The sequence below is a fragment of the Streptosporangium sp. NBC_01755 genome (genome assembly GCF_035917995.1).
In the GTDB taxonomy this organism is placed as follows: Bacteria; Actinomycetota; Actinomycetes; order Streptosporangiales; family Streptosporangiaceae; genus Streptosporangium.
Map to the genome: position 1 here is coordinate 7,159,799 of NZ_CP109131.1, position 17,683 is coordinate 7,177,481.

Here is a 17,683-nt window from a genome sequence, read left to right on the forward strand (position 1 = left end):
GCTCACATACCGGTGCTCCGGCGGCCGTCAGGCCCTCGCGGTTCTCGTTGAGAGACGGACGCGGACGACGAGGTTGTGTACCGCGTCCGCCGACGGCGCGTGTCGGGAAGGCGGGAGACGTCCCGCGCCTCCTCCAGTTCCCCGGTCCGCAGGCCGACCACCTCCTCCAGCGGCAGCAGGTGAACGCCGCGCAGGTCGACGTCGGAATCCTCGCTCTCCAGCCCGTACGCCCGCGAGCCGACCACCACCGACAGCACCGAGTGATCCGGGATGTACCGTACTTCCATCCGCGCAGCCTGCCAGGCCCGCCCCCGGCGCCGGTACTGGTTTTCCCGGACGCTCGTCGACCAGGTGCGGAGCGCACGCCTCCCGAATGGCTCCGGTTGAAGTCCGCCCTTCTCGTCCGCCGTGTCCGACGGGCGTACGGGCATCCCGCGAGCGGCCGGGGGAGCGGGTGGGAGGAGCCGGGGGGCGACCGATCCCCGAATACACACCGGAACTCGTGCTTAAGACGAGATAGTCGCCTATTCGATATATCTTCGATCTTGCAGGTCAAGATTGCTTCGCAGGAGATTGACCGGAGTTGTCAGATTTTATGCGACCCTCTGGGAGTTTTCCGCCAATGAACAGATGGAAGACGATCATCGTCGCGCTGGCGGTCATCCTGCCGGCCGGTGTCCTACCGGTCGCCGCGTCACCCGCGGCGGCCACCCGATCCGCAGCCACCCTGATGGAGAACGGCGAGACCCAGCCGGTCTACTCGCGCGCCGACGCGCTGACCGAGACCGTGTTCGTCGAGGTCGCCGGGGTCGACAGTGACGCCGACGGGCTCCCCGACCGGGTCGCCGTCGACATCATGCGCCCCAAGGAGACCGACTCGGGGCTGAGGGTTCCGGTCATCATGGAGGCCAGCCCTTACTACGCGGGCGGCAACGACGTGCCCAACCACGTCGTGGACCTCGACGGCTCCGACCCCGCGGGCATGGAGTACCGGCGCAACAAGTTCAACGACCTGAGCGACGAGATGTTCGGAGAGGGCTTCGACGCGAGCCGCGCGGTCGCTCCGCCCTTCCGCGGTTACTACGACAACTACTTCGTGCCGCGCGGCTATGCGATCGCACTGGTGGAGAACCTCGGCTCGGGGCGGGCGACCGGCTGTCCCACGACCGGCCTGGACAACGAGACCGCGGGTCCCAAGGCGGCGATCGACTGGCTCAACGGCCGCGCCCGCGGGTTCGACGCGGCGGGCAACGAGGTCAGGGCCGGCTGGTCCACCGGGAACGTCGGCATGATCGGCGTCTCCTACAACGGCACACTGCCCAATGCCGTCGCCGCGACCGGGGTCAAGGGCCTCAAGGCGATCGTGCCGATCGCGGCCATCTCCTCCTGGTACGACTACTACCGGGCCAACGGCGGAGTGCTGGCACCCGGGGGCTATCAGGGGGAGGACGCCGACGTGCTCGCCCGCTACGTCCTGACCCGTCAGAACGCCCAGCAGGTCTGCGGCGTGCTCATGGACCGGATAGAGAAGGACCAGGACCGGGTCACCGGTGACTACTCCGACTTCTGGGACCGGCGTAACTACCTCAACGACGTGCGCAAGGTCCGCGCGGCGGTCTTCCTGGTGCACGGCCTCAACGACTGGAACGTCAAGACCAAGCAGGCCGTCCAGTGGTGGGACGCCCTCGCGCAGCGGAACGTGCCCCGTAAGATCTGGCTCCACCAGGGCGCGCACTTCAACCCGTTCTCCTTCGCCGGGCGCAACGCCGAGTGGCTGCGTCAGCTCCACCGCTGGTTCGACTTCCACCTGTACGGCCTGCGTAACGGCATCATGGACGAGCCGCAGGCGGACGTGGAGTCGGGGCCGGGGCAGTGGGCGCGGCACGCCTCCTGGCCGCTTCCGGGCACCCGCGACGTGCGGCTCCGGCTGGCCGCCGGGCAGGACGGCCGCAACGGCACCCTGGACGCCGACCGCCCCCGAGGCCGCGCCGCCGCCGCCGGATCCGCAGCCGACTCCGCCGCCACGCGCGCCGTCGAGTCCTTCGTCGACCAGAGCGCCCGCGGCGCCGAACAACTCGTCGAGAACATCGAGACCAGCGACCCCAACCGCCTGGCCTACCTGTCGAGTCCGCTGGCCCGTGACGCGCGCCTGTCCGGCACCCCGGAGGTCTCGGTGCGGGCCGCCTTCAAGGGCGGGCGCTCGCCGTATCTGACGGCGCTGCTCGTCGACTACGGCACCGACGCTCGCGCCTACGGCGACGTCGCCTACGGTGCCACCCAGGTCTGCTACGGCCAGGGCGTGCCCGGCGACACCGGCTGCGCCCGGCTGGCCGAGCACGTCCCGGTGACCGCCCCCTACAAGATCATCACGAGGGGCTGGCTCGACGTCCGTAACCGCGTCTCCGCCGCCAGGACCGAACTGCTGCGCGAGGATCGCCTCTACGACTTCCGCTTCGACCTTCAGCCCGGCGACTACGTCGTCAAGGCCGGTCACCGGATCGGTGTCGTGCTCATCTCCACCGACCGTGACTTCACCCTGCGCCTGCCTCCGGGCACCGCCGTCTCGGTCGACCCCCGCGCCGGCTCGGTCACCCTCCCCCTCGTCGGCGGCCGCTCCGCCCTCGGCTGAGACTCCCCGGCACCGGTCCGGCCCGAAACCGCGGGACCCCCGTCCAAGGCCGGGGGTCCCGCGGCACTCGGAGTCGCGCCGGATCAGTAGTGCTCGAACACGCAGTGGGCGGTCGCGACTCCGCTCGAACCGTCCGGCCGCACGCCGGTGATGCGCTCGGCCAGCGCCGGCGCCTCCGGCAGGTCACCCTCGGAGTCGTCGCCCACGAGGCCCTTCAGGAGGGGGTCGTTGACGGGAGGCCCGGTTCTCTTCGGTGGATGGATCGAGAGGATCCTGACATCCGGCCCCGGCAGAATTCGAGGCCCTTACCGAGGAACCCTGAGAAACGAGGAACCCTGAGAAACGAGGAACGGAGAACCCCGGCTTGTCCCTGACATCGGCTCGCGGGCCTGCCACCGGGCACGGCCAAGGCCTAGCGTTGAGGGCATGGGACGAATTCTTCTGATCGTGGCGGCCGTGGTGATCGCCTTCATTCTGCTGGGCTCGGTTCTGGGCTTCCTCTTCACGCTCCTCAAGTGGGCTCTGATCATCGGCCTGGTGGGCGTGGTGGTCATGTTCGCGAGCAGGCTCTTCCGCTCCTCGAACGTGCGCGACTGACCGGCGCCGGAGAAGATCGGCAACCGGTACGGACGCCCCGGTGCCGAGGTCTCGCCGATGGCGCGTCCCGTGTCGTCGGCGAGCGGGCGGGCGTCTCCGGTCAGTCCTGGGACACCTGCTTCAGCGGAAGGTCGTCGAGCAGGGCCCGGGTCGCGGCGGCCACCGCGTCCACGGCCCTTTCGAACGCTTCGGCGTTGCGCGTCGAGGGGGAGCGGAAGCCCGACACCTTGCGGACGTACTGGAGTGCGGCGGCTCGTATGTCGTCGTCGGTCACGTCGCTGGCGTAGGGCTCACGGAGGGTCTTGATGCTGCGGCACATGACAGGACGGTACTCCGTCCGATGGCTCTCCCGGTCCGTCCGCCCCGCTCGCTCAAGGAGATTTGGCGGACCGGCCCGCCAGGGGGCGTACCCCCGGGGGTCGAGCGGGCCGGTCCGGGATCATGAGGTGGCGCGGCGCAGGGCCACCACGTCCTGGCGAACCTTCGCGGGGGCATGGCCGTCGATGAGCAGGCGGCGCATCAGGGTCGCGACCTCGCCCATGGTGTCCGGGCCGAAGCCGCGGCGGGTCACCTCCTGGGTGCCGATCCGCAGGCCCCGCCTGGGCTCCTCGGCGGGTCGGCCGGGCAGGCCGACGCCGCTGAGATAGACGCCCCCCTCGGCCAGCAGCCGGGCGGCCTCGTCCCCGCCGCCGAACGCGCCTGCGTCCACCGCCACGTGGTGCGAGACGGTCCAGCCCCGATGGGCGGCGATCACGGCGAAGCCCTCGCCGTCCAGCGCGGCGGCCAGCGCCCCGGCGTTGGCGACGCAGCGGTCGGCGTACGCGCTACCTCCCGCGGCGTGCTCCGCGGCGACGACGGCCAGCGGGGCCAGGCGGGAGGCGTCGTAGTTGGCGGTCAGGCCCGGATAGGCCGCCGCCGACACCTGCCGGGCGAGATCCTCGTCGCGGGTCACGACGGCCGCGCCCGGTGGCCCGCCGAAGGACTTGTAGGTGGACATGGTCATCAGATGCGCGCCCTCGTCCAGCGGACGCTGGAACCGGCCGCCCGCGATCAGCCCCGCCACGTGCGAGGCGTCGTAGAGCAGCAGGGCATCGACCTCGTCGCACGCCGCCCGCACTCGCGCCACGTCGTGGGGGAACAGCATCAGGCTCGCTCCGAGGACCACCAGCGCGGGCCGATGCTCGCGCAGGAATGCCGGGAGGGCCGCGTGGTCGACGTCGAGCCGTCCGGCGTCGTAGGGCAGGTCGGCGACCCGCAGGCCGCGGATCCCGGCGGCGCCGTGGGCGTGGTGGCTGGTGTGGCCTCCGGCGGTCCGCGGCAGCACCGCGATCGTGTCGCCGGGGCCGGCGAACGCGCTGTAGCAGGCGAGGTTGGCCAGTGTGGCGCTCTGTAGCCGCACCTCGGCGAACTCACCGCCCATCAGCGCCGCGATCTGGAGCGGGACCAGCACCTCCAGCACGTCCAGCTCCTCCAGGCCGGTCTGGTGTTTGTCCCCCGGCCAGCCCATCGAAGGACGGCAGCCCAGGGAGATCTCGTGGGCGGCCCTGGCACGCTCGCTCATCGTGTTGGTGCCCGCGTACAGGACCACGCCGTCCTCGTCGAGGCGGCCGCGGTGCTCGGCCAGCACCGCGTCGACCAGTCTGGTCACCGCCTCCAGGTCCAGCCCCGACACCTCGGCTTCGAGTTCGGCCAGGCGCGGCTGTGCCTGGGGCGGCGCCCACGGGGCGACGCGGCTGCGCTCCTGCACAAGATTCCTTTCACAGGGTTGTCAGGCGGCTCTCACGAGGTGGACCCCTCCGAAACGAATACTGTGACGCTACGGCCCGTGCCGGAGGGAGTCATCGTTCCGCCAGTGGAGATACTTCCTACATCTGTAGGATTAGCGCGTGATCGCGGATGATGTTCAGGATCTGCTGGAGGCGCTGGCCGCGACCGTGGGCAGGGGCATGTCCGTCGACGATCTGGAGGGTCGGGTCGTCGCGCACAGCGCTCACCACGGGGAGGTCGACCAGGTCAGAGCCCACGCCATTCTGTCACGGTCGGTTCCCGTGGCGGTGGGGGCCTGGCAGGAGGCGCACGGGGCGGCCTCGACCCGAGAGCCGGTCAGGGTTCCGGAGAATCCCGCGCTGGGCATGGCGGCCCGGCTCTGCGTGCCACTGCTCCACCAGGACCGCCGTGTCGGCTACCTGTGGATCATCGAGGGCCCGGGCCCGCTGAACCCGCAGGAGCAGGACAGGGCCGTGCGCGACGCCGCCGCGATCGCGGCCCTGCTCGACGACGGCGGCAGCTCCCACACCCTGAGCCAGCTGCTCACCGGTGAGATCGGTGTGCGGCGTGCGGCCGGCGTGCTCGGGGAGGGGCCGTTGCGTGTCCTGGCGTTGCGGGGCGACCCGGCTTCCCTGCGTGAGGCGGTCGGCGCGGAGCTGGCCAAGACGCGCCGGTCGCCGGCCTTCACGATCCTGGACCGGCACGCCGTGCTACTGCTCAACCGTGGCGAGGACGTGACGGCGCTGGGGGAGCGGCTGGCCGCGCGGACCCGCGCCGGCGCCGGGGTCAGCGCGCTGCACCCAGGGCTGGAGTCAGCCGTACGGGCACACGAGGAGGCGCTCACCGCGGCCAGGGCGGCGGCGGCGGAACCGGCGCTGCGGCCGGTCGCACACTGGCCGGATCTGGGTGTCTACCGGCTGCTCGCCGAGCCGGTCGCCGGTCCACCAGGCGCTCCCGGCTCGGTCGGCGGTCCGCTCGACGCTCTGCGAGAGCATCCGGCGCTCGTCGTCACCCTGGAGACCTACCTGGACAGCGGGGGAGACGCACAGGAGACCGCCCGGCTGCTCCACCTGCACCGAACCAGCCTCTATTACCGTCTCACCAGAATCGAGCAGCTGGCCGGCCGCAACCTCAAGAACGGAACCCACAGGTTAGAACTCCATCTCGCGCTGAAGCTCGGTCGGTGGAATACGGTGTAACGGCTGGACAATCCGGGCACAGCTCTGCGATGTCCCAGTTGATCAGCGAGATCATGACCCTCGTCATCGTGCTCATGCTCATCCCGCTGTCGTTGGTCATCGTGTCCGTGGCCGTCCTCGTCGCCCTCGCGGCGCTGGCTCTGGTGACCTCACGGGAGCAGGATGGAAGAACGACTTCCCGGAGGTAGACGATGCGGCAGCTCAGTGCGGTGGACACGCAGTTCCTGAATTTCGAGACCTCGACGAACGTCGCGAACATAGGGGGGCTCGCGATCCTGTCGGGCAGGCTGTCGCGGAGCGACCTGGTCTCGCTGCTGGCCCGGCGGCTCCACCTGGCCGCACCCTTCCGGATGAGGCTCGTCTCGGTCCCCTTCGGCCTGGACCATCCGTACTGGACCGAGGACTCCAGGATCGACCTCGACTACCACGTGCGCGAGATCGCGCTGCCGGCCCCGGGCAGCGACGAGCAGCTGGGTGAGCAGGTGGCCAGGCTGCACGCCCGCTGCCTCGACCGGCGGCGGCCGCTCTGGGAGATGTATCTGATCCACGGTCTGGCCGGAGACCGTACGGCCCTCTACACGAAGGTCCACCACGCCGCGGTCGACGGCGTCACCGGCGCCGACGTGCTGGCCAGCCTGCTGGACACCTCCCCCGAGCCCGCCGAGGTCGAGATGGCGCCCGCGGCCGAGCCCGAGGAGCGGATCGACACGCGGGAGATGGTCGCCAGGGGGATCGCCAAGGCGGTGGTCAACCCGGCCAACACGGTACGGTTCCTGATCAACGCCGTCCCGCACCTGGACGAGATCCCCCTGATCTCCCAGGTGCCCGGGGCCGGGCTGGTCTCGCGGGTCACCCGGCAGCTGGCCAACCGCCTGTCAGGTACCGCGGAGGTGCCCGCCATGCCCAGGATGACCGTCCCGCGTACCCCCTTCAGCGGCCGGATCAGCGCGCACCGCAGGTTCGCCTACGCCGCCCTGCCGCTGGAGGACGTCAAGCTGGTCAAGAACGCCCTCGGCGTCACGGTGAACGACGTGGTGATGGCCCTGTGCGCCGGGGCGCTGCGCCAGTGGCTGCTCAAGCACGACGCGCTGCCCGAGCAGCCTCTCGTCGCGGGGGTGCCGTTCTCGCTCCGCGTCCCCGGTGACCGGCGGGTGGGCAACCAGGTCACCATCATGATCACCACGTTGGCGACGCAGGTCGCCGATCCGCTGGAACGGCTGCTGGCGGTACGGGACGCGATGCGGCTGATCAAGGATCGCTCGTCGCTCGCCCCGGTCAGCTGGATCCAGGAGCTCAGCGACATAATGCCCTCCGCGCTGACCGGCCTGGCCTCCCGTGCTGCCTTCAACCTCTTCGCCGACAGTGCGGGTCCGATCAACGTGATGATCTCCAACGTGCCCGGCCCGCAGCTCCCTCTCTACGTGAGCGGTGCCCGGCTGCTGTCGTACCACCCGGTCTCGGTGGTGACCGACGCCAGTGGCGGCCTCAACATCACGGTCTTCTCCTACGACGGCTCACTTGACGTCGGCGTGATCGCCTGCCGGGAGATGGTTCCCGACGTCTGGGCCGTCACCGACTATCTCCGGGACGCCCTGCTGGAGCTGAAGCTCCTCGTTGAGGAGCAGTGACAGGCCCGGGGCACCCTTGACGAAGCGCAGGGCCTTCTCCAGGCAGACGATCGAGCCCCGCTCCTTCCTGCCGACGAAACGGATGTCGTCTGCCAGGGCGCGCATGATCAGCAGGCCCCGGCCGTGTTCGGAGGTGAGGGCGGGAGAGACGGGGCCTGAGAAGTCGAAGCCGTCGCCCGTGTCCACCACCTTGATCACACAACGGTCCCCGGACAGCTCGGTGCTGACCGTGTAGTCGTCGCTGGGGGTGGCGTGCTGGATGACGTTGGAACACGCCTCCGAGAGCATGAGCTGGATGTCCTCGCGAATCTGGGGCACCACGCCAAGGGCGCGGAGCGAGGCGTCGAGAAGTTGCCTGATCACGGGAACGCTGGCAGCGTCACGCGGCAGACGCAACGCGATCGTGGCCTCCACGGTGCCCTCCTTTCACAGCCGATCCCTAAAGGCTTGCCCCGCACGTCCTGTCCTAACCGGGGGCGGGTGATCGTGACTTTGGATACCGGAAAGGCACGGCGAAGTTCCGTGGACGGGAAAACCTGGCATGGCGGCAGAGAACAGCCGGGCGCGAGGTCCTCCGGGGCCACGAGGAAGGCGATCGTCTTGCCGTTCAGCATGTCATCCCCTTTGTGACATGCGGTGATGTCTTCAGGGGGGCGTCATGCCCGGGGCTCGGGAATCTATGCGAGAGCTACTGATTCCAGGACGAACCTTGCGGCGGCGGAGGCCGGAGCCGATGAGCCGGGTGATGAGCTCGCGTGAGGAGACGGCCTCGGCGCCCAGCGCGACGGCCCGCTCGTAGAAGGTCTCGGGAACGTCGTAGTGGTCGCGGTCGAACGCCCGGGGCGGCACGCCCAGCAGCTCCGCGAAGGCGTGCAGCTCCCTGGTCGAGCTGTCGCTGACCAGGTGCGACCAGAACAGACCGTGCGGACCCGGCCAGTTGGGCGGGTCGATGAGCACGCTCACCGCCGGACGAGGTCGAGCGCGACCTCCAGGGCGGCGGCCCGGCGCTCCTCGTCGGAGATCGTCTCGTCCCTGAGGAGGAACCACGCGGCGTGCAGCGCGAACAGGGCCATCGAGTTTTTCAGCCGGGTGGCGGTGGGGTCGTCCGGCTCGACGAGGAAGTTGAGCAGGTCCAGCATCCGGTGGCGGGTCTTCTCCATCGTCGGATGGTTCTTGAGCGAGGTCTGGTTGCGCTCGAAGAACCGCATGATCTCGTGGTGCCGGTCCCGGTGCAGGTCGTCGGAGTAGCGGCGGATCAGCTCGCGTCTCGTCTCGTCGGTGCGCGGCTGGGACGAGGCCCAGGCGATCAGCTCCTCGACCGCGCGCACCCGGCCTTCGGCCAGGCTGGCGACGATGTCGTCCTTGGTCTTGAAGTGGTAGTAGAGGGCCGCCTTGGTCACGCCGAGGGCCTCGGCTATCTCGCGGAGCGAGGTGGCCTCGTAGCCCTGCTCGACGAAAAGAGTCAGGGCGACGTCCTGAATGCGCGTCCGGGTATCGGCGTGTTCCCTCATGGTTCCCTTACCGAGAAATCAGCTTGACGGCCGACAAGTAAGCGGCCTACATTTCCAGCATATCCGACACTAGCCGGTCGGCAGGTAAGTAAGATCTTTTCATAGGGGGCGAAGTGAAGGAGACCGCGGCCGTACCGGCGCGGCGCCGTGAGGTCATGGTAGTGCTACCGGGTCTGATGCTCGCGATGGTGCTGGCCATGCTCGACAACATGATCGTCGGCACCGCCATGCCCCGCATCGTCGGCGAGCTCGGCGGGCTGACGCACCTGTCCTGGGTGGTGACCGCCTACGTGCTCGGTGCCACCGTCTCGACCCCCATCTGGGGCAAGATCGGTGACCTGTACGGCAGGAAGAACATCTTCCTCGCCTCCATCGTCATCTTCATGATCGGCTCCGTGCTCTGCGGCATGGCGGGCTCGGAGATGCTCGGCGGCCCGTCCGACGGGATGACGCAGCTCATCGCGTTCCGCGCGTTCCAGGGCCTCGGCGCGGGCGGCCTGATGGTCAACGCCATGGCCATCATCGGCGACCTCGTCCCGCCCCGCGAGCGCGGCCAGTACCAGGGCATCATGGCCGCCGTGATGTCACTGGCCATGATCGCCGGCCCGCTCGTCGGCGGATTCATCACCGACCACCTCGACTGGCGCTGGGCCTTCTACGTGAACCTGCCCATCGGGTTCGTCGCCCTGGCCCTGCTGGCGATCAAGCTGAAGCTGCCCAGATACCGCAACGAGCACCGCATCGACTGGCTCGGCGCCGCCCTGCTCTCCGTCGGCATCACCGCACTGGTCCTCATCACCACCTGGGGCGGCAACGACTACGAGTGGAACTCGCCGCAGATCCTCGGCCTGGCGGTCCTCGCCGCCGTCACGCTGGCGCTGTTCATCCCGGTGGAGCGCCGCGCCGCCGAGCCCATCATGCCGCTCAACGTCTTCCGCGACCGCAACTTCAGCCTGATCTCGGGCGTGGGCTTCCTGCTCGGCTTCGCCATGTTCGGCGCCATCAACTTCCTGCCGCTGTTCCAGCAGACGGTCCAGGGGGCCACGGCCACCAACTCCGGCCTGCTGCTGCTCCCGATGATGGGCACCTCCATGGCGATCTCACTCTTCGTCGGCCGCGCCATCACCCGGACGGGCAAGTACAAGATCTACCCGGTCCTCGGCGGCGCGGTCATGGCGATCGCCATGTGGCTGCTCTCCCTGATGGACGTCCACACGCCCGCCTGGCAGACCGGCCTGTTCATCGCGGTGCTCGGCATCGGCATGGGCTTCCTGATGCAGACCACCATGCTGATCGCCCAGAACAGCGTCGAGCAGAAGGACCTCGGCGTCGCCAGCAGCGCCTCGACCTTCTTCCGCTCCATCGGCGGCTCGTTCGGCGTCTCGCTGTTCGGCGCGATCTTCAACAACCACCTCAGCACCAACCTGGAGAGCAAGCTGGGCGCCGCGGGCGAGCAGCTCGCCTCCGGCGGCGCCCAGTTCAACCCGGCAGCCCTGCACGAGCTGCCCGAGGGAGTGCGGATCGGCTTCCTGGAGTCGCTGGCCGACTCCATCTCCGGTGTCTTCTGGTGGGCGATCCTTTTCGCCGTCCTGGTCCCGCTGCTGGCGGCCTTCATCAAGGAGATCCCGCTGCGCGGCGGCCCCGAGAGCACCGAGGAGGCCGAGGCTCAGGTCCCGGTGCTCGACTGATCAGAGATCCTGGGCGCGGACCCCCGCCTTCAGACGTGGGGAGGATGCCGGCAACCGGTCCCAAGCTCCGACCCAGCGATTCCCAACCCGCCCCCGTCACGATGAGGGGCATGAAGACGACCATCCCCGCCGCCGGGTACCTCACCCGGCGGCCTTCCGCCGCCGACGCCCACGAGATCCACGAGCTGATCTCGCTCTGCGACACCCAGGTGATCGGCAAGGCCGACATGACCCTCGACGATGTCGCCGACCAGCTGAACGACTCCGCCTTCGACGTGGAGTCCGACGGCTGGCTCGTCCACGACGAGAGCGGGCGCCTGGTGGCCTGGGCCTGGGCCTGCCGCAAGGGCGCCAGCGACAACGTCGACGTCGACGTCGTCGTGCACCCCGGCGCGCCGGAGCTGACCGGCCCGCTCTGGGACACCGTGACCGAGCGGGCCAGGCAGATCGCCGCCGAGCTGGGCCACGACCGGGCCGTGGTGGACATCGGCCTCTACCGCGAGGACAGCGGCAAGCGCGCCGTCGCCGCCGCCCGTGGTTTCAGCGCCGCCACCAGCTTCATCCGGCTCCGCGCCGACCACACCGGGCCGGTCGGCAGTCCTGACCTGCCGGCCGGGATGACCCTGCACGACGGGCTCGCCGAGGAGGTGCGCCGCCAGGGCCACGCCGTGGAGCAGGCCGGCTTCGCCGACCACTTCGGGTTCGCCCCGAAGGACTATGACGAGTGGTACGACGAGCTGAGCTCCTCGGTCAACACCGACTGGTCGCAACTGGTGGTAGCCCGCCTCGACGGCGAGCCCGTGGCGATGCTGCTGGGGACCAACGCCTTCCTCGGCGACGAGAACTGCGGCTATGTGCGCCGGCTGGCGGTGCTCCCCGCCTTCAGGGGCCGCGGCCTGGGCCGGTTCATGCTGCGCCGGGCGTTCGCCGACGACGCCCGGCGCGGGCGGGTCGGCACCTACCTGCACGTCGACGCCAACAACAGCACGCCCGCCCTCGACCTCTACCTCTCGGTGGGCATGCGCCAGGTGCTGGCCATCGACGTCTGGCGGCGCACGATCTGAGCCGTGCGATACGGCACCGCACGGTCCCGCACCGCACGGTGCCATCGAGCGGGGAAGGCGCTCTCAGCGGCGCCGGAGCAGCGCCGGAAGGCGATCACCGGTGGGAGGTCAGTCGTCAGGAGTCACCCGGTGCTTGGAGAGGTGGGCCAGGACCGCCTGGTTGGCCTCCCAGCCGTCGGGGAACTTCACCGGCACGCCGAGCTGGACCGGTTCGGCCGACGGGTGGGCGTCCAGCAGTTCGGGAATGCCCGCCCTGGCCACCACGACGCAGGCGTGGCGGTGCCGGGAGGCGAGCACGCACAGCCGCCCCGACTCCAGGTGGAACGCGGTGGCGTCGCGGCGCCCGGAGAGGGGATGGAGCACGATCGTCACGTCGTACTCCCGGCCCTGCAGGCGGTTGGCGGTATCCACCGTGATCTCCGGCGGTACCCCGGCGGCCCTGATCGCGGCCACCTGGTCGCGGTGTGCGGCGCCGATGGCGATCCGGCCGGCCGTGACGGGGTGGCCGCCGCGCTCGGAGTGCGCGACCGGACTCCGCTGGAGCAACCGCGTCGCCAGGCCCGCGGTCGCCAGTACGGCTTCCGCGTCGGTGCGCACCGTGTGGCGGCTGGGCAGCTCGTACAGGGCCCAGCCTGACGCGGCCGCCTCCTCCAGCGCCAGGTCGAAAGGGGTGCGCATGCCGTTCACCGTGAACTCCAGCGACCGGTCGGCGGGGCCCGTCCCCGCGCGGAATCCGGTGAAGGGATAGAACGCCTCGGAGACCACGGGCGCGGCCGAGGCGGGCAGCCGCCAGGAGACCGGCAGCCGGTGCACCGGCAGGTCGGGGTTGTGCCGCAGCAGCACCGAGACCGCGCTCTGCACCGGGTCCCACGACAGGCCCGCCCAGCGGTCTCCGTCCACGATCGAGAACGGGTCGAGCTGGCCGGGGTCGCCCACGAACAACGACCGCTCGAACAGCGAGGCGATGCGCAGCAGCTTGTCCGAACGCATCTGGTAGGCCTCGTCGACGATGGCCCAGGGCCAGGTGCGGTCGCCGATCCAGGCCCACTTGTCGGCGGTGGCGATCACCACGGCCGGGTCCCCCAGGTCGGGCAGCTTGCCCGCGACCGAGACGTTGGGCAGGGCGAGGATGCGGCCGGGCGTGATGTAGCCGCTCGCCGACAGCCGGCCGACCCCCAGATCGGGGTGCTCGGCCGCGAGCCGTTCCACCAGGTCGTCCACCTGCTCGTTGGTCTGCGCGACGATCATCAGCGGCTCGCCTGTCTCGGCGATGTGCCCCGCGGCCTTGACCACCAGGGTGGACTTGCCCGCGCCGGGCGGCGAGTCCACGACCACGCCGCGATGGCGGGGCAGATCGGCCAGAACGGCGTCCACCACGGCCGCCGCCTCCTGCTGCGGCGTCATGCCACGCCTCCGCCACGGCCTGCCACGTCCGTGTCGCGGCCCGTCATCCAAGCGCCACGGCCCGCCGCCCCGGCTTCGGCAGCCTGGTCCTCCGGTGCCGCCGCCGAACGGGGAGCACGCACGGCCGGGAGAGACGGCGGCCGGTCGTGCGGGGTCCGGTGAACGCTCAAAGCCATTCCTCCTGTGCGTCGTCGTCACCGGGCTCGTACTCCTCCGGCGGTCCGCCGTGGGTCCACGGCGTCTGCTCGGGGTCGGGCAGCGCCGCCGAAGACTGGAACTCGTCCGTCAGTGAGGTGTACGAGACCCGCTCGCCAGGCTCGGGCACCGAACCGGGAGCCGGTGTCCTGCCCCGCCCCATCCCCTTGGTGACCTTAAGGGTGATCTCCCCGTCGACGATCTCGACGATCTCGGCCGCGTGGCCACGCCGGTCGGGGCTGCCGACGACGGTGCCGGGCGTGAGCCGTACCGGGTCGCCGGTCCTTACCGTGATCAGGGGTCGGAGCTTGCGCGAGCGGCCCTCGCCCTCGCTGTGCTCGGGGTCCGCGGCGGTCACCGTCCCGGCGAAGGCCTCACCGGTCAGCCGGTACTCGGCCATGAGCAACGGGTCGTCGTGGGCCCGCTGCACGTCGTAGCTCGCCCGCGCCCGCTCCAGTCCCGCCAGCCTCGCGGCGGCGCTCACCGCGCCGTCCCTGCGCGCCTGCGGCGGGCTCCCCTCGGCGATCCGCTCGACGAACCGGGTGAAGGACCCGCGGTCGATCTCCCAGCGGTCCTTCACCCGCGAGCCCTCCGGCAACGACCGCAGCAGTTCGACGGCCCGCCACATCAGCCGCCAGGTGGGGTCGAGCTGGGTGCGCAGCGCCTGGCTGACCCGGTCGACGGCGCGGTCGGTCGGTGCCTCCTCGTAGGCGCGGATCGCGGGAGCGAGCACCTCGTTGTCGAAGCCCGGGTCGGTGGTGGGGCCCGCGGGAGGCCAGAGCAGCGGGTCCTCGGCCTCCTCGGCCGCCCGGCGCCCGGACATCCCCGGCGGCGGGTCGATCCACCCCAGCAGCGCCGCCAGGTTGGCGTCCTCCAGGCTGCTCTGCCCGGTCGCCCAGTGCAGGCTCAACGCCTCGGTCACTGTGAGCAGCACCGAGGAGCCCGGCTGCTGGGACCGGTCGGCGAAGTAGGTCAGCCACCGGCCGAGCAGCGGCACCGAAGGGTGCACCGGGTAGGGACCCTCGGCCCTGCGGAACCGGGTGGAGCGGCCGAGCAGCCCGGTGAACGAGGCGGCGGACCGGTTCGGCACCAGGATCTGCGGCGCGTCCAGGCACCGCTCGTACGGCTCGCCGCCCTTGCGCTCGACCGTCTCGGTGCTTTTCTCGAACCCCTCGATGTAGGGCAGCAGCACCTCGGCCAGCCCGGCGGCGAAGGTGAATCGCAGGTCCCGGTTGCGGGGCTGGGGGACGACCAGCAGCCGGGGGTGGTTTGGGGCGGTGCCCACCATGGCGGCCAGCGGCGCGGCGGCCTCGCCCGCGAGCTTGAGCGGGATGAACACCAGCGGCTGGGCGGAGATGTGGCAGTGCCTGACCGTGGTGATCCGCTGCGCGACGCCGTCCCTGACGGCCCGCAGTCGCGCCAGCGCCGTCAGCGCGCTCACCTGCCGCCCGCCCTCGCTGCGGCGGCCCCCGGCGCGGGCGGCCCGGTGGCCTCGACGATCCTCACCGCAGCGACTCCTCGCGCAGCCGGTCCGCCAGCCGGAGCAGGCGGGCGATCTCCTCCTGGCCCTCGGCCGCCTCGCGGGTGCCCTCGGCCAGGCCGAGCGCCTCGTGCATGCCGGAGACACCGCCCAGCTGGTCACGGATCTGACGCCCGAGCAGGTCGGTGGATCCGCAGGCGCGGGCCTCGTGACGGCAGAACATGCACATGTCGCAGGTGGACAGGCAGTCGGGCGCGTAGCGGGCGGGTACGGAGAGCAGAGCCTGGGCCAGCTCGTCCACCGAGCGGGTCGGCACGCCGTCCTCGCCGGGGGCCAGGTCGAAGGTGAGGCCGTCCGGCAGACCCTCCAGCAGGTACTCGACCCTGGTCATCCTGGTGAGCTGGCGCCCCAGTACCGACAGTTGCTTGCGCACGTCGACCAGTGCCGCTGTCGGGTGGTTGGCGAAGTTCTCCGGGCAGACGAGCACCACGTCGTGGGAGACGCGCTCCGGGTCGTGCCCGAGGTCGGCCATGAGCGTGCGCAACGCCAGGACGTAGACCGCCGCCTGCCGCGCCGCCGCCGCGACCTTGTCAGGCTCGGCCTGGCCGTCGATCATGCCGAACGACTTGATCTCGACGATGTGGAAGCGCCCGCCGATCTGGAAGGCCACCACGTCCGGTTCGAGGTAGGAGGTGTGCCCGGCGATCTCCAGGCTGAACAGCGGATGGTCGTAGAACACCGCGGTCCCGTCGTCCTCGCGCGCCGCGCGGTCGATCAGCGCCCGGGTGTGCGAGTGGCGCAGGTGGGAGCCGACGCTCTCCACGTCCCGGTAGCCGACCTGGGCGACGGACAGGCCGAGCAGCTCGCGCAGCAGCCGCAGCAGCTCGGCGCAGCCGTTCTCCTTGACCAGCGCCTCGAAGACGTTCCCGCGGGTGATCGCGAACTGGGACTGGCCGAACGGGGCGGGGAAACCGACGCGCCGGGCCGTGCGGTCCTTGTCCACGCCCGCGGCGTCCATCACCGCCCGGCGCGCACAGCCGGGGTTGGCGGCCAGCGCCGCGATGGCCCGCGCATCGTGCGGGCGGGAGGGCATCGGCCCGCGCAACTCGTCAAGCCTGTTCAGGAAGGCCCTCTCCCGAAGGCTGTTCATGCGCGGGTCCCCTCATCCAGCCTGGTCTTCAACAGGCCCCCCTCAAGGTGTTCATCGCGGTGACGCCGAACAGACGCTCGGCGTCCGGTAGTTGCCTCGTCGCCCGCGCCGCGACCTCGGCACGCTGCGTGCTGTCGGCGGCCCGGTGCACCTCCAACTCGGCCCGCGCCGCGCGGATCGCGGTCACGGGGTCGGCTGGGGCGAAACCCTCGACGGCGCCCGGGATGTTCTGCGCCATCCGCGACAGCAGCCGCACCGCCCCTGCCGGCGGCTCGGCCAGCCGCGCCAGGTGCTCGGCGATGCGCAGGGTCGAGGTGAGGAAGTCGACGCGCGGGCTCAGCGGTCCCAGCACCCGCGACTCGGCCGGCCAGGTGCTGTCGGCGAGTAGCCCCCGGGCGGGGGAGAGGCGGTCGGTCAACGCGGCGCACAGGTAGTACGGCCTGGCGTAGGGGTCACCGCGGAACGAGCGCTCCTCGTCTCGGCGCAGGCTGGTCAGCTGGGAGCCACGAAGCTCGCGGGAGAAGAACGCGTCGTTCACCGCCACGATGAGCTTGGCAGAGGTCGGCACGCCCAGCATGGCCAGCGCCTGGTGCACCTGCTCCCTGATGGGCAGCAGCGAGGTCTCGGACTCGCGCACGGGCGTCGGCGCCTCGGAGGTTATCGCCGCGTCCCATGCCTGCTCGGCCCTGCGCAACTCCCCGCGCAGCGACCGGGCGAGCGAGTTCTCCTTCGCTTTGACCGCCCGTCGCACCTCGGCGCGGAGGTCGGCTATTCGCCGTTCCAACGCGTCCAGTGAATCACTCACGGCCCGGAGCGTAACAGGAGTTCCACTGGTCTCCTTTCAATTCCAGTGAATTCCAGTATTAAAAAGCGGCCATCGCATCGCTATAACGGGGCAAAAAGGGCATTTGATGCATAACTCGCTGCTGGATATGGGGAACCTGACAGGTGCCGCGTGCCCCGCCAGCCGAGATGTCCGGACCATGATGAGCCAGGAGGGCCCAGGATGCCAGGAGCCGACCGTTGACGTCCGACGGTTCCGGCGCCCCGGTGGCCGGGCGCTCCCGATCACCCCTGAACGTCGGCCGGCGGTACGAGCCAGGCGGGCAGTGGGCGGGTGTGCAGTACGTCCAGTCGTGAGACGGCCCGGGTCAGCACGACGTAGAGCCGGTTGAGTCCTCGGGTCTCGGCTTCGGCGATCTCGGCGGGCTCGGCCACCACCACGTGGTCGTATTCGAGACCCTTGGCCATTGCCGCGGGGACGGCGGTGACGGCCGAGCGAGCCCACCCCTCGGCCGTCGCCGCCGACCACGCCTTCGCCCTGCTCCCGGAACTGGGCTGAACGCCGATCAGGCCGGACCGGCACGGCCC

The 17,683-nt window shown here is 70.6% G+C and carries 18 protein-coding genes and 1 pseudogene; 7 read left to right on the forward strand and 12 right to left on the reverse strand.

Annotation, left to right across the window (positions count from 1 at the left end; genetic code table 11):
- Nucleotides 1-2: 2 nt before the first annotated feature.
- Entirely contained in the window at nt 3-287 is a 285-nt protein-coding gene (locus OG884_RS33060; RefSeq protein WP_326639450.1) for a DNA polymerase beta superfamily protein, read from the reverse strand.
- 335 nt (nt 288-622) lie between these two features.
- Here OG884_RS33060 and OG884_RS33065 point away from each other — a divergent pair, with 335 nt between their 5' ends.
- Nucleotides 623-2,629, forward strand: coding sequence for a Xaa-Pro dipeptidyl-peptidase (locus OG884_RS33065; protein ID WP_326639452.1), 2,007 nt, complete (start codon nt 623-625; stop codon nt 2,627-2,629).
- Between the two features lie 83 nt (nt 2,630-2,712).
- Here the strand turns inward: OG884_RS33065 and OG884_RS33070 are convergent, their stop codons facing one another.
- Nucleotides 2,713-2,835, reverse strand: coding sequence for a hypothetical protein (locus OG884_RS33070; RefSeq protein WP_326639454.1), 123 nt, complete (start codon nt 2,833-2,835; stop codon nt 2,713-2,715).
- 220 nt (nt 2,836-3,055) lie between these two features.
- On the opposite strand from OG884_RS33070, the gene OG884_RS33075 reads away from it, so the two are divergent.
- Nucleotides 3,056-3,226 (forward strand): hypothetical protein, encoded by a 171-nt coding sequence (locus tag OG884_RS33075; RefSeq protein WP_169750237.1) that lies wholly within the window; start codon nt 3,056-3,058, stop codon nt 3,224-3,226.
- A 100-nt stretch (nt 3,227-3,326) separates the two neighbouring features.
- Here OG884_RS33075 and OG884_RS33080 read toward each other — a convergent pair whose 3' ends face one another.
- Together OG884_RS33080 and glyA are read right to left on the reverse strand one after the other, a co-directional pair.
- A complete protein-coding gene (locus OG884_RS33080; protein ID WP_326639457.1) occupies nt 3,327-3,545 on the reverse strand; it encodes a DUF2277 domain-containing protein in 219 nt (72 codons plus the stop codon).
- A 120-nt stretch (nt 3,546-3,665) separates the two neighbouring features.
- Nucleotides 3,666-4,973 carry a serine hydroxymethyltransferase gene (gene glyA, locus OG884_RS33085; RefSeq protein WP_326639458.1) on the reverse strand — a complete coding sequence of 436 codons (1,308 nt, stop codon included), beginning with the start codon at nt 4,971-4,973 and terminating at the stop codon, nt 3,666-3,668.
- Nucleotides 4,974-5,112: 139 nt separating this feature from the next.
- Here glyA and OG884_RS33090 point away from each other — a divergent pair, with 139 nt between their 5' ends.
- The 3 genes from OG884_RS33090 to OG884_RS33100 are packed head-to-tail and all read left to right on the forward strand — an operon-like array spanning nt 5,113 to nt 7,820.
- Nucleotides 5,113-6,192: a PucR family transcriptional regulator gene (locus OG884_RS33090; RefSeq protein WP_326639459.1), complete on the forward strand. Its 1,080-nt coding sequence runs from the start codon at nt 5,113-5,115 to the stop codon at nt 6,190-6,192.
- A 29-nt stretch (nt 6,193-6,221) separates the two neighbouring features.
- Entirely contained in the window at nt 6,222-6,380 is a 159-nt protein-coding gene (locus OG884_RS33095; protein WP_326639460.1) for a hypothetical protein, read from the forward strand.
- Between the two features lie 3 nt (nt 6,381-6,383).
- A complete protein-coding gene (locus tag OG884_RS33100; protein WP_326639461.1) occupies nt 6,384-7,820 on the forward strand; it encodes a WS/DGAT/MGAT family O-acyltransferase in 1,437 nt (478 codons plus the stop codon).
- Here OG884_RS33100 and OG884_RS33105 read toward each other — a convergent pair.
- The 3 genes from OG884_RS33105 to OG884_RS33115 form a co-directional block, all read right to left on the reverse strand.
- On the reverse strand, nt 7,707-8,234 hold the full coding sequence (locus OG884_RS33105; RefSeq protein WP_326639462.1) for an ATP-binding protein: 528 nt from the start codon (nt 8,232-8,234) through the stop codon (nt 7,707-7,709). The two genes, OG884_RS33100 and OG884_RS33105, sit on opposite strands and share 114 nt — an antisense overlap.
- 231 nt (nt 8,235-8,465) lie before the next feature.
- Nucleotides 8,466-8,783, reverse strand: a complete 318-nt coding sequence (locus OG884_RS33110) for a DUF4031 domain-containing protein (protein WP_326639463.1) — start codon at nt 8,781-8,783, stop codon at nt 8,466-8,468.
- Nucleotides 8,780-9,331: a TetR/AcrR family transcriptional regulator gene (locus tag OG884_RS33115; RefSeq protein WP_326639464.1), complete on the reverse strand. Its 552-nt coding sequence runs from the start codon at nt 9,329-9,331 to the stop codon at nt 8,780-8,782. The genes OG884_RS33110 and OG884_RS33115 overlap by 4 nt, the downstream gene beginning before the upstream one ends.
- 113 nt (nt 9,332-9,444) lie before the next feature.
- Here OG884_RS33115 and OG884_RS33120 point away from each other — a divergent pair, with 113 nt between their 5' ends.
- The gene (locus OG884_RS33120; protein ID WP_326639465.1) at nt 9,445-11,019 is read left to right on the forward strand and encodes an MDR family MFS transporter; all 1,575 of its coding nucleotides are present in this window, start codon (nt 9,445-9,447) and stop codon (nt 11,017-11,019) included.
- 110 nt (nt 11,020-11,129) lie between these two features.
- Nucleotides 11,130-12,083 carry a GNAT family N-acetyltransferase gene (locus OG884_RS33125; protein WP_326639466.1) on the forward strand — a complete coding sequence of 318 codons (954 nt, stop codon included), beginning with the start codon at nt 11,130-11,132 and terminating at the stop codon, nt 12,081-12,083.
- Between the two features lie 108 nt (nt 12,084-12,191).
- Here OG884_RS33125 and OG884_RS33130 read toward each other — a convergent pair whose 3' ends face one another.
- The 5 genes and pseudogenes from OG884_RS33130 to OG884_RS33150 form a co-directional block, all read right to left on the reverse strand.
- Nucleotides 12,192-13,487, reverse strand: a complete 1,296-nt coding sequence (locus OG884_RS33130) for an AAA family ATPase (protein ID WP_326639467.1) — start codon at nt 13,485-13,487, stop codon at nt 12,192-12,194.
- Nucleotides 13,488-13,653: 166 nt separating this feature from the next.
- Nucleotides 13,654-15,123, reverse strand: a complete 1,470-nt coding sequence (locus OG884_RS33135) for a hypothetical protein (RefSeq protein ID WP_326639468.1) — start codon at nt 15,121-15,123, stop codon at nt 13,654-13,656.
- Between the two features lie 61 nt (nt 15,124-15,184).
- Nucleotides 15,185-16,312: a hypothetical protein gene (locus OG884_RS33140; protein ID WP_326639469.1), complete on the reverse strand. Its 1,128-nt coding sequence runs from the start codon at nt 16,310-16,312 to the stop codon at nt 15,185-15,187.
- Between the two features lie 28 nt (nt 16,313-16,340).
- On the reverse strand, nt 16,341-17,117 hold the full coding sequence (locus OG884_RS33145; protein WP_326639470.1) for a hypothetical protein: 777 nt from the start codon (nt 17,115-17,117) through the stop codon (nt 16,341-16,343).
- 263 nt (nt 17,118-17,380) lie between these two features.
- Nucleotides 17,381-17,584, reverse strand: a pseudogene (locus OG884_RS33150) (ATP-binding domain-containing protein); the annotation flags it as partial.
- Nucleotides 17,585-17,683 lie beyond the last annotated feature (99 nt).

Excerpts from the sequence above, each read along its gene's own strand:
- OG884_RS33080 (WP_326639457.1), bottom strand. The coding sequence starts at position 3,545 with ATGTGCCGCAGCATCAAGACCCTCCGTGAGCCCTACGCCAGCGACGTG.
- OG884_RS33115 (WP_326639464.1), bottom strand. The coding sequence starts at position 9,331 with ATGAGGGAACACGCCGATACCCGGACGCGCATTCAGGACGTCGCCCTG.
- OG884_RS33075 (WP_169750237.1), top strand. The coding sequence starts at position 3,056 with ATGGGACGAATTCTTCTGATCGTGGCGGCCGTGGTGATCGCCTTCATT.
- OG884_RS33065 (WP_326639452.1), top strand. The coding sequence starts at position 623 with ATGAACAGATGGAAGACGATCATCGTCGCGCTGGCGGTCATCCTGCCG.
- OG884_RS33060 (WP_326639450.1), bottom strand. The coding sequence starts at position 287 with ATGGAAGTACGGTACATCCCGGATCACTCGGTGCTGTCGGTGGTGGTC.
- OG884_RS33140 (WP_326639469.1), bottom strand. The coding sequence starts at position 16,312 with ATGAACAGCCTTCGGGAGAGGGCCTTCCTGAACAGGCTTGACGAGTTG.
- OG884_RS33095 (WP_326639460.1), top strand. The coding sequence starts at position 6,222 with ATGTCCCAGTTGATCAGCGAGATCATGACCCTCGTCATCGTGCTCATG.
- OG884_RS33130 (WP_326639467.1), bottom strand. The coding sequence starts at position 13,487 with ATGACGCCGCAGCAGGAGGCGGCGGCCGTGGTGGACGCCGTTCTGGCC.
- OG884_RS33125 (WP_326639466.1), top strand. The coding sequence starts at position 11,130 with ATGAAGACGACCATCCCCGCCGCCGGGTACCTCACCCGGCGGCCTTCC.
- OG884_RS33100 (WP_326639461.1), top strand. The coding sequence starts at position 6,384 with ATGCGGCAGCTCAGTGCGGTGGACACGCAGTTCCTGAATTTCGAGACC.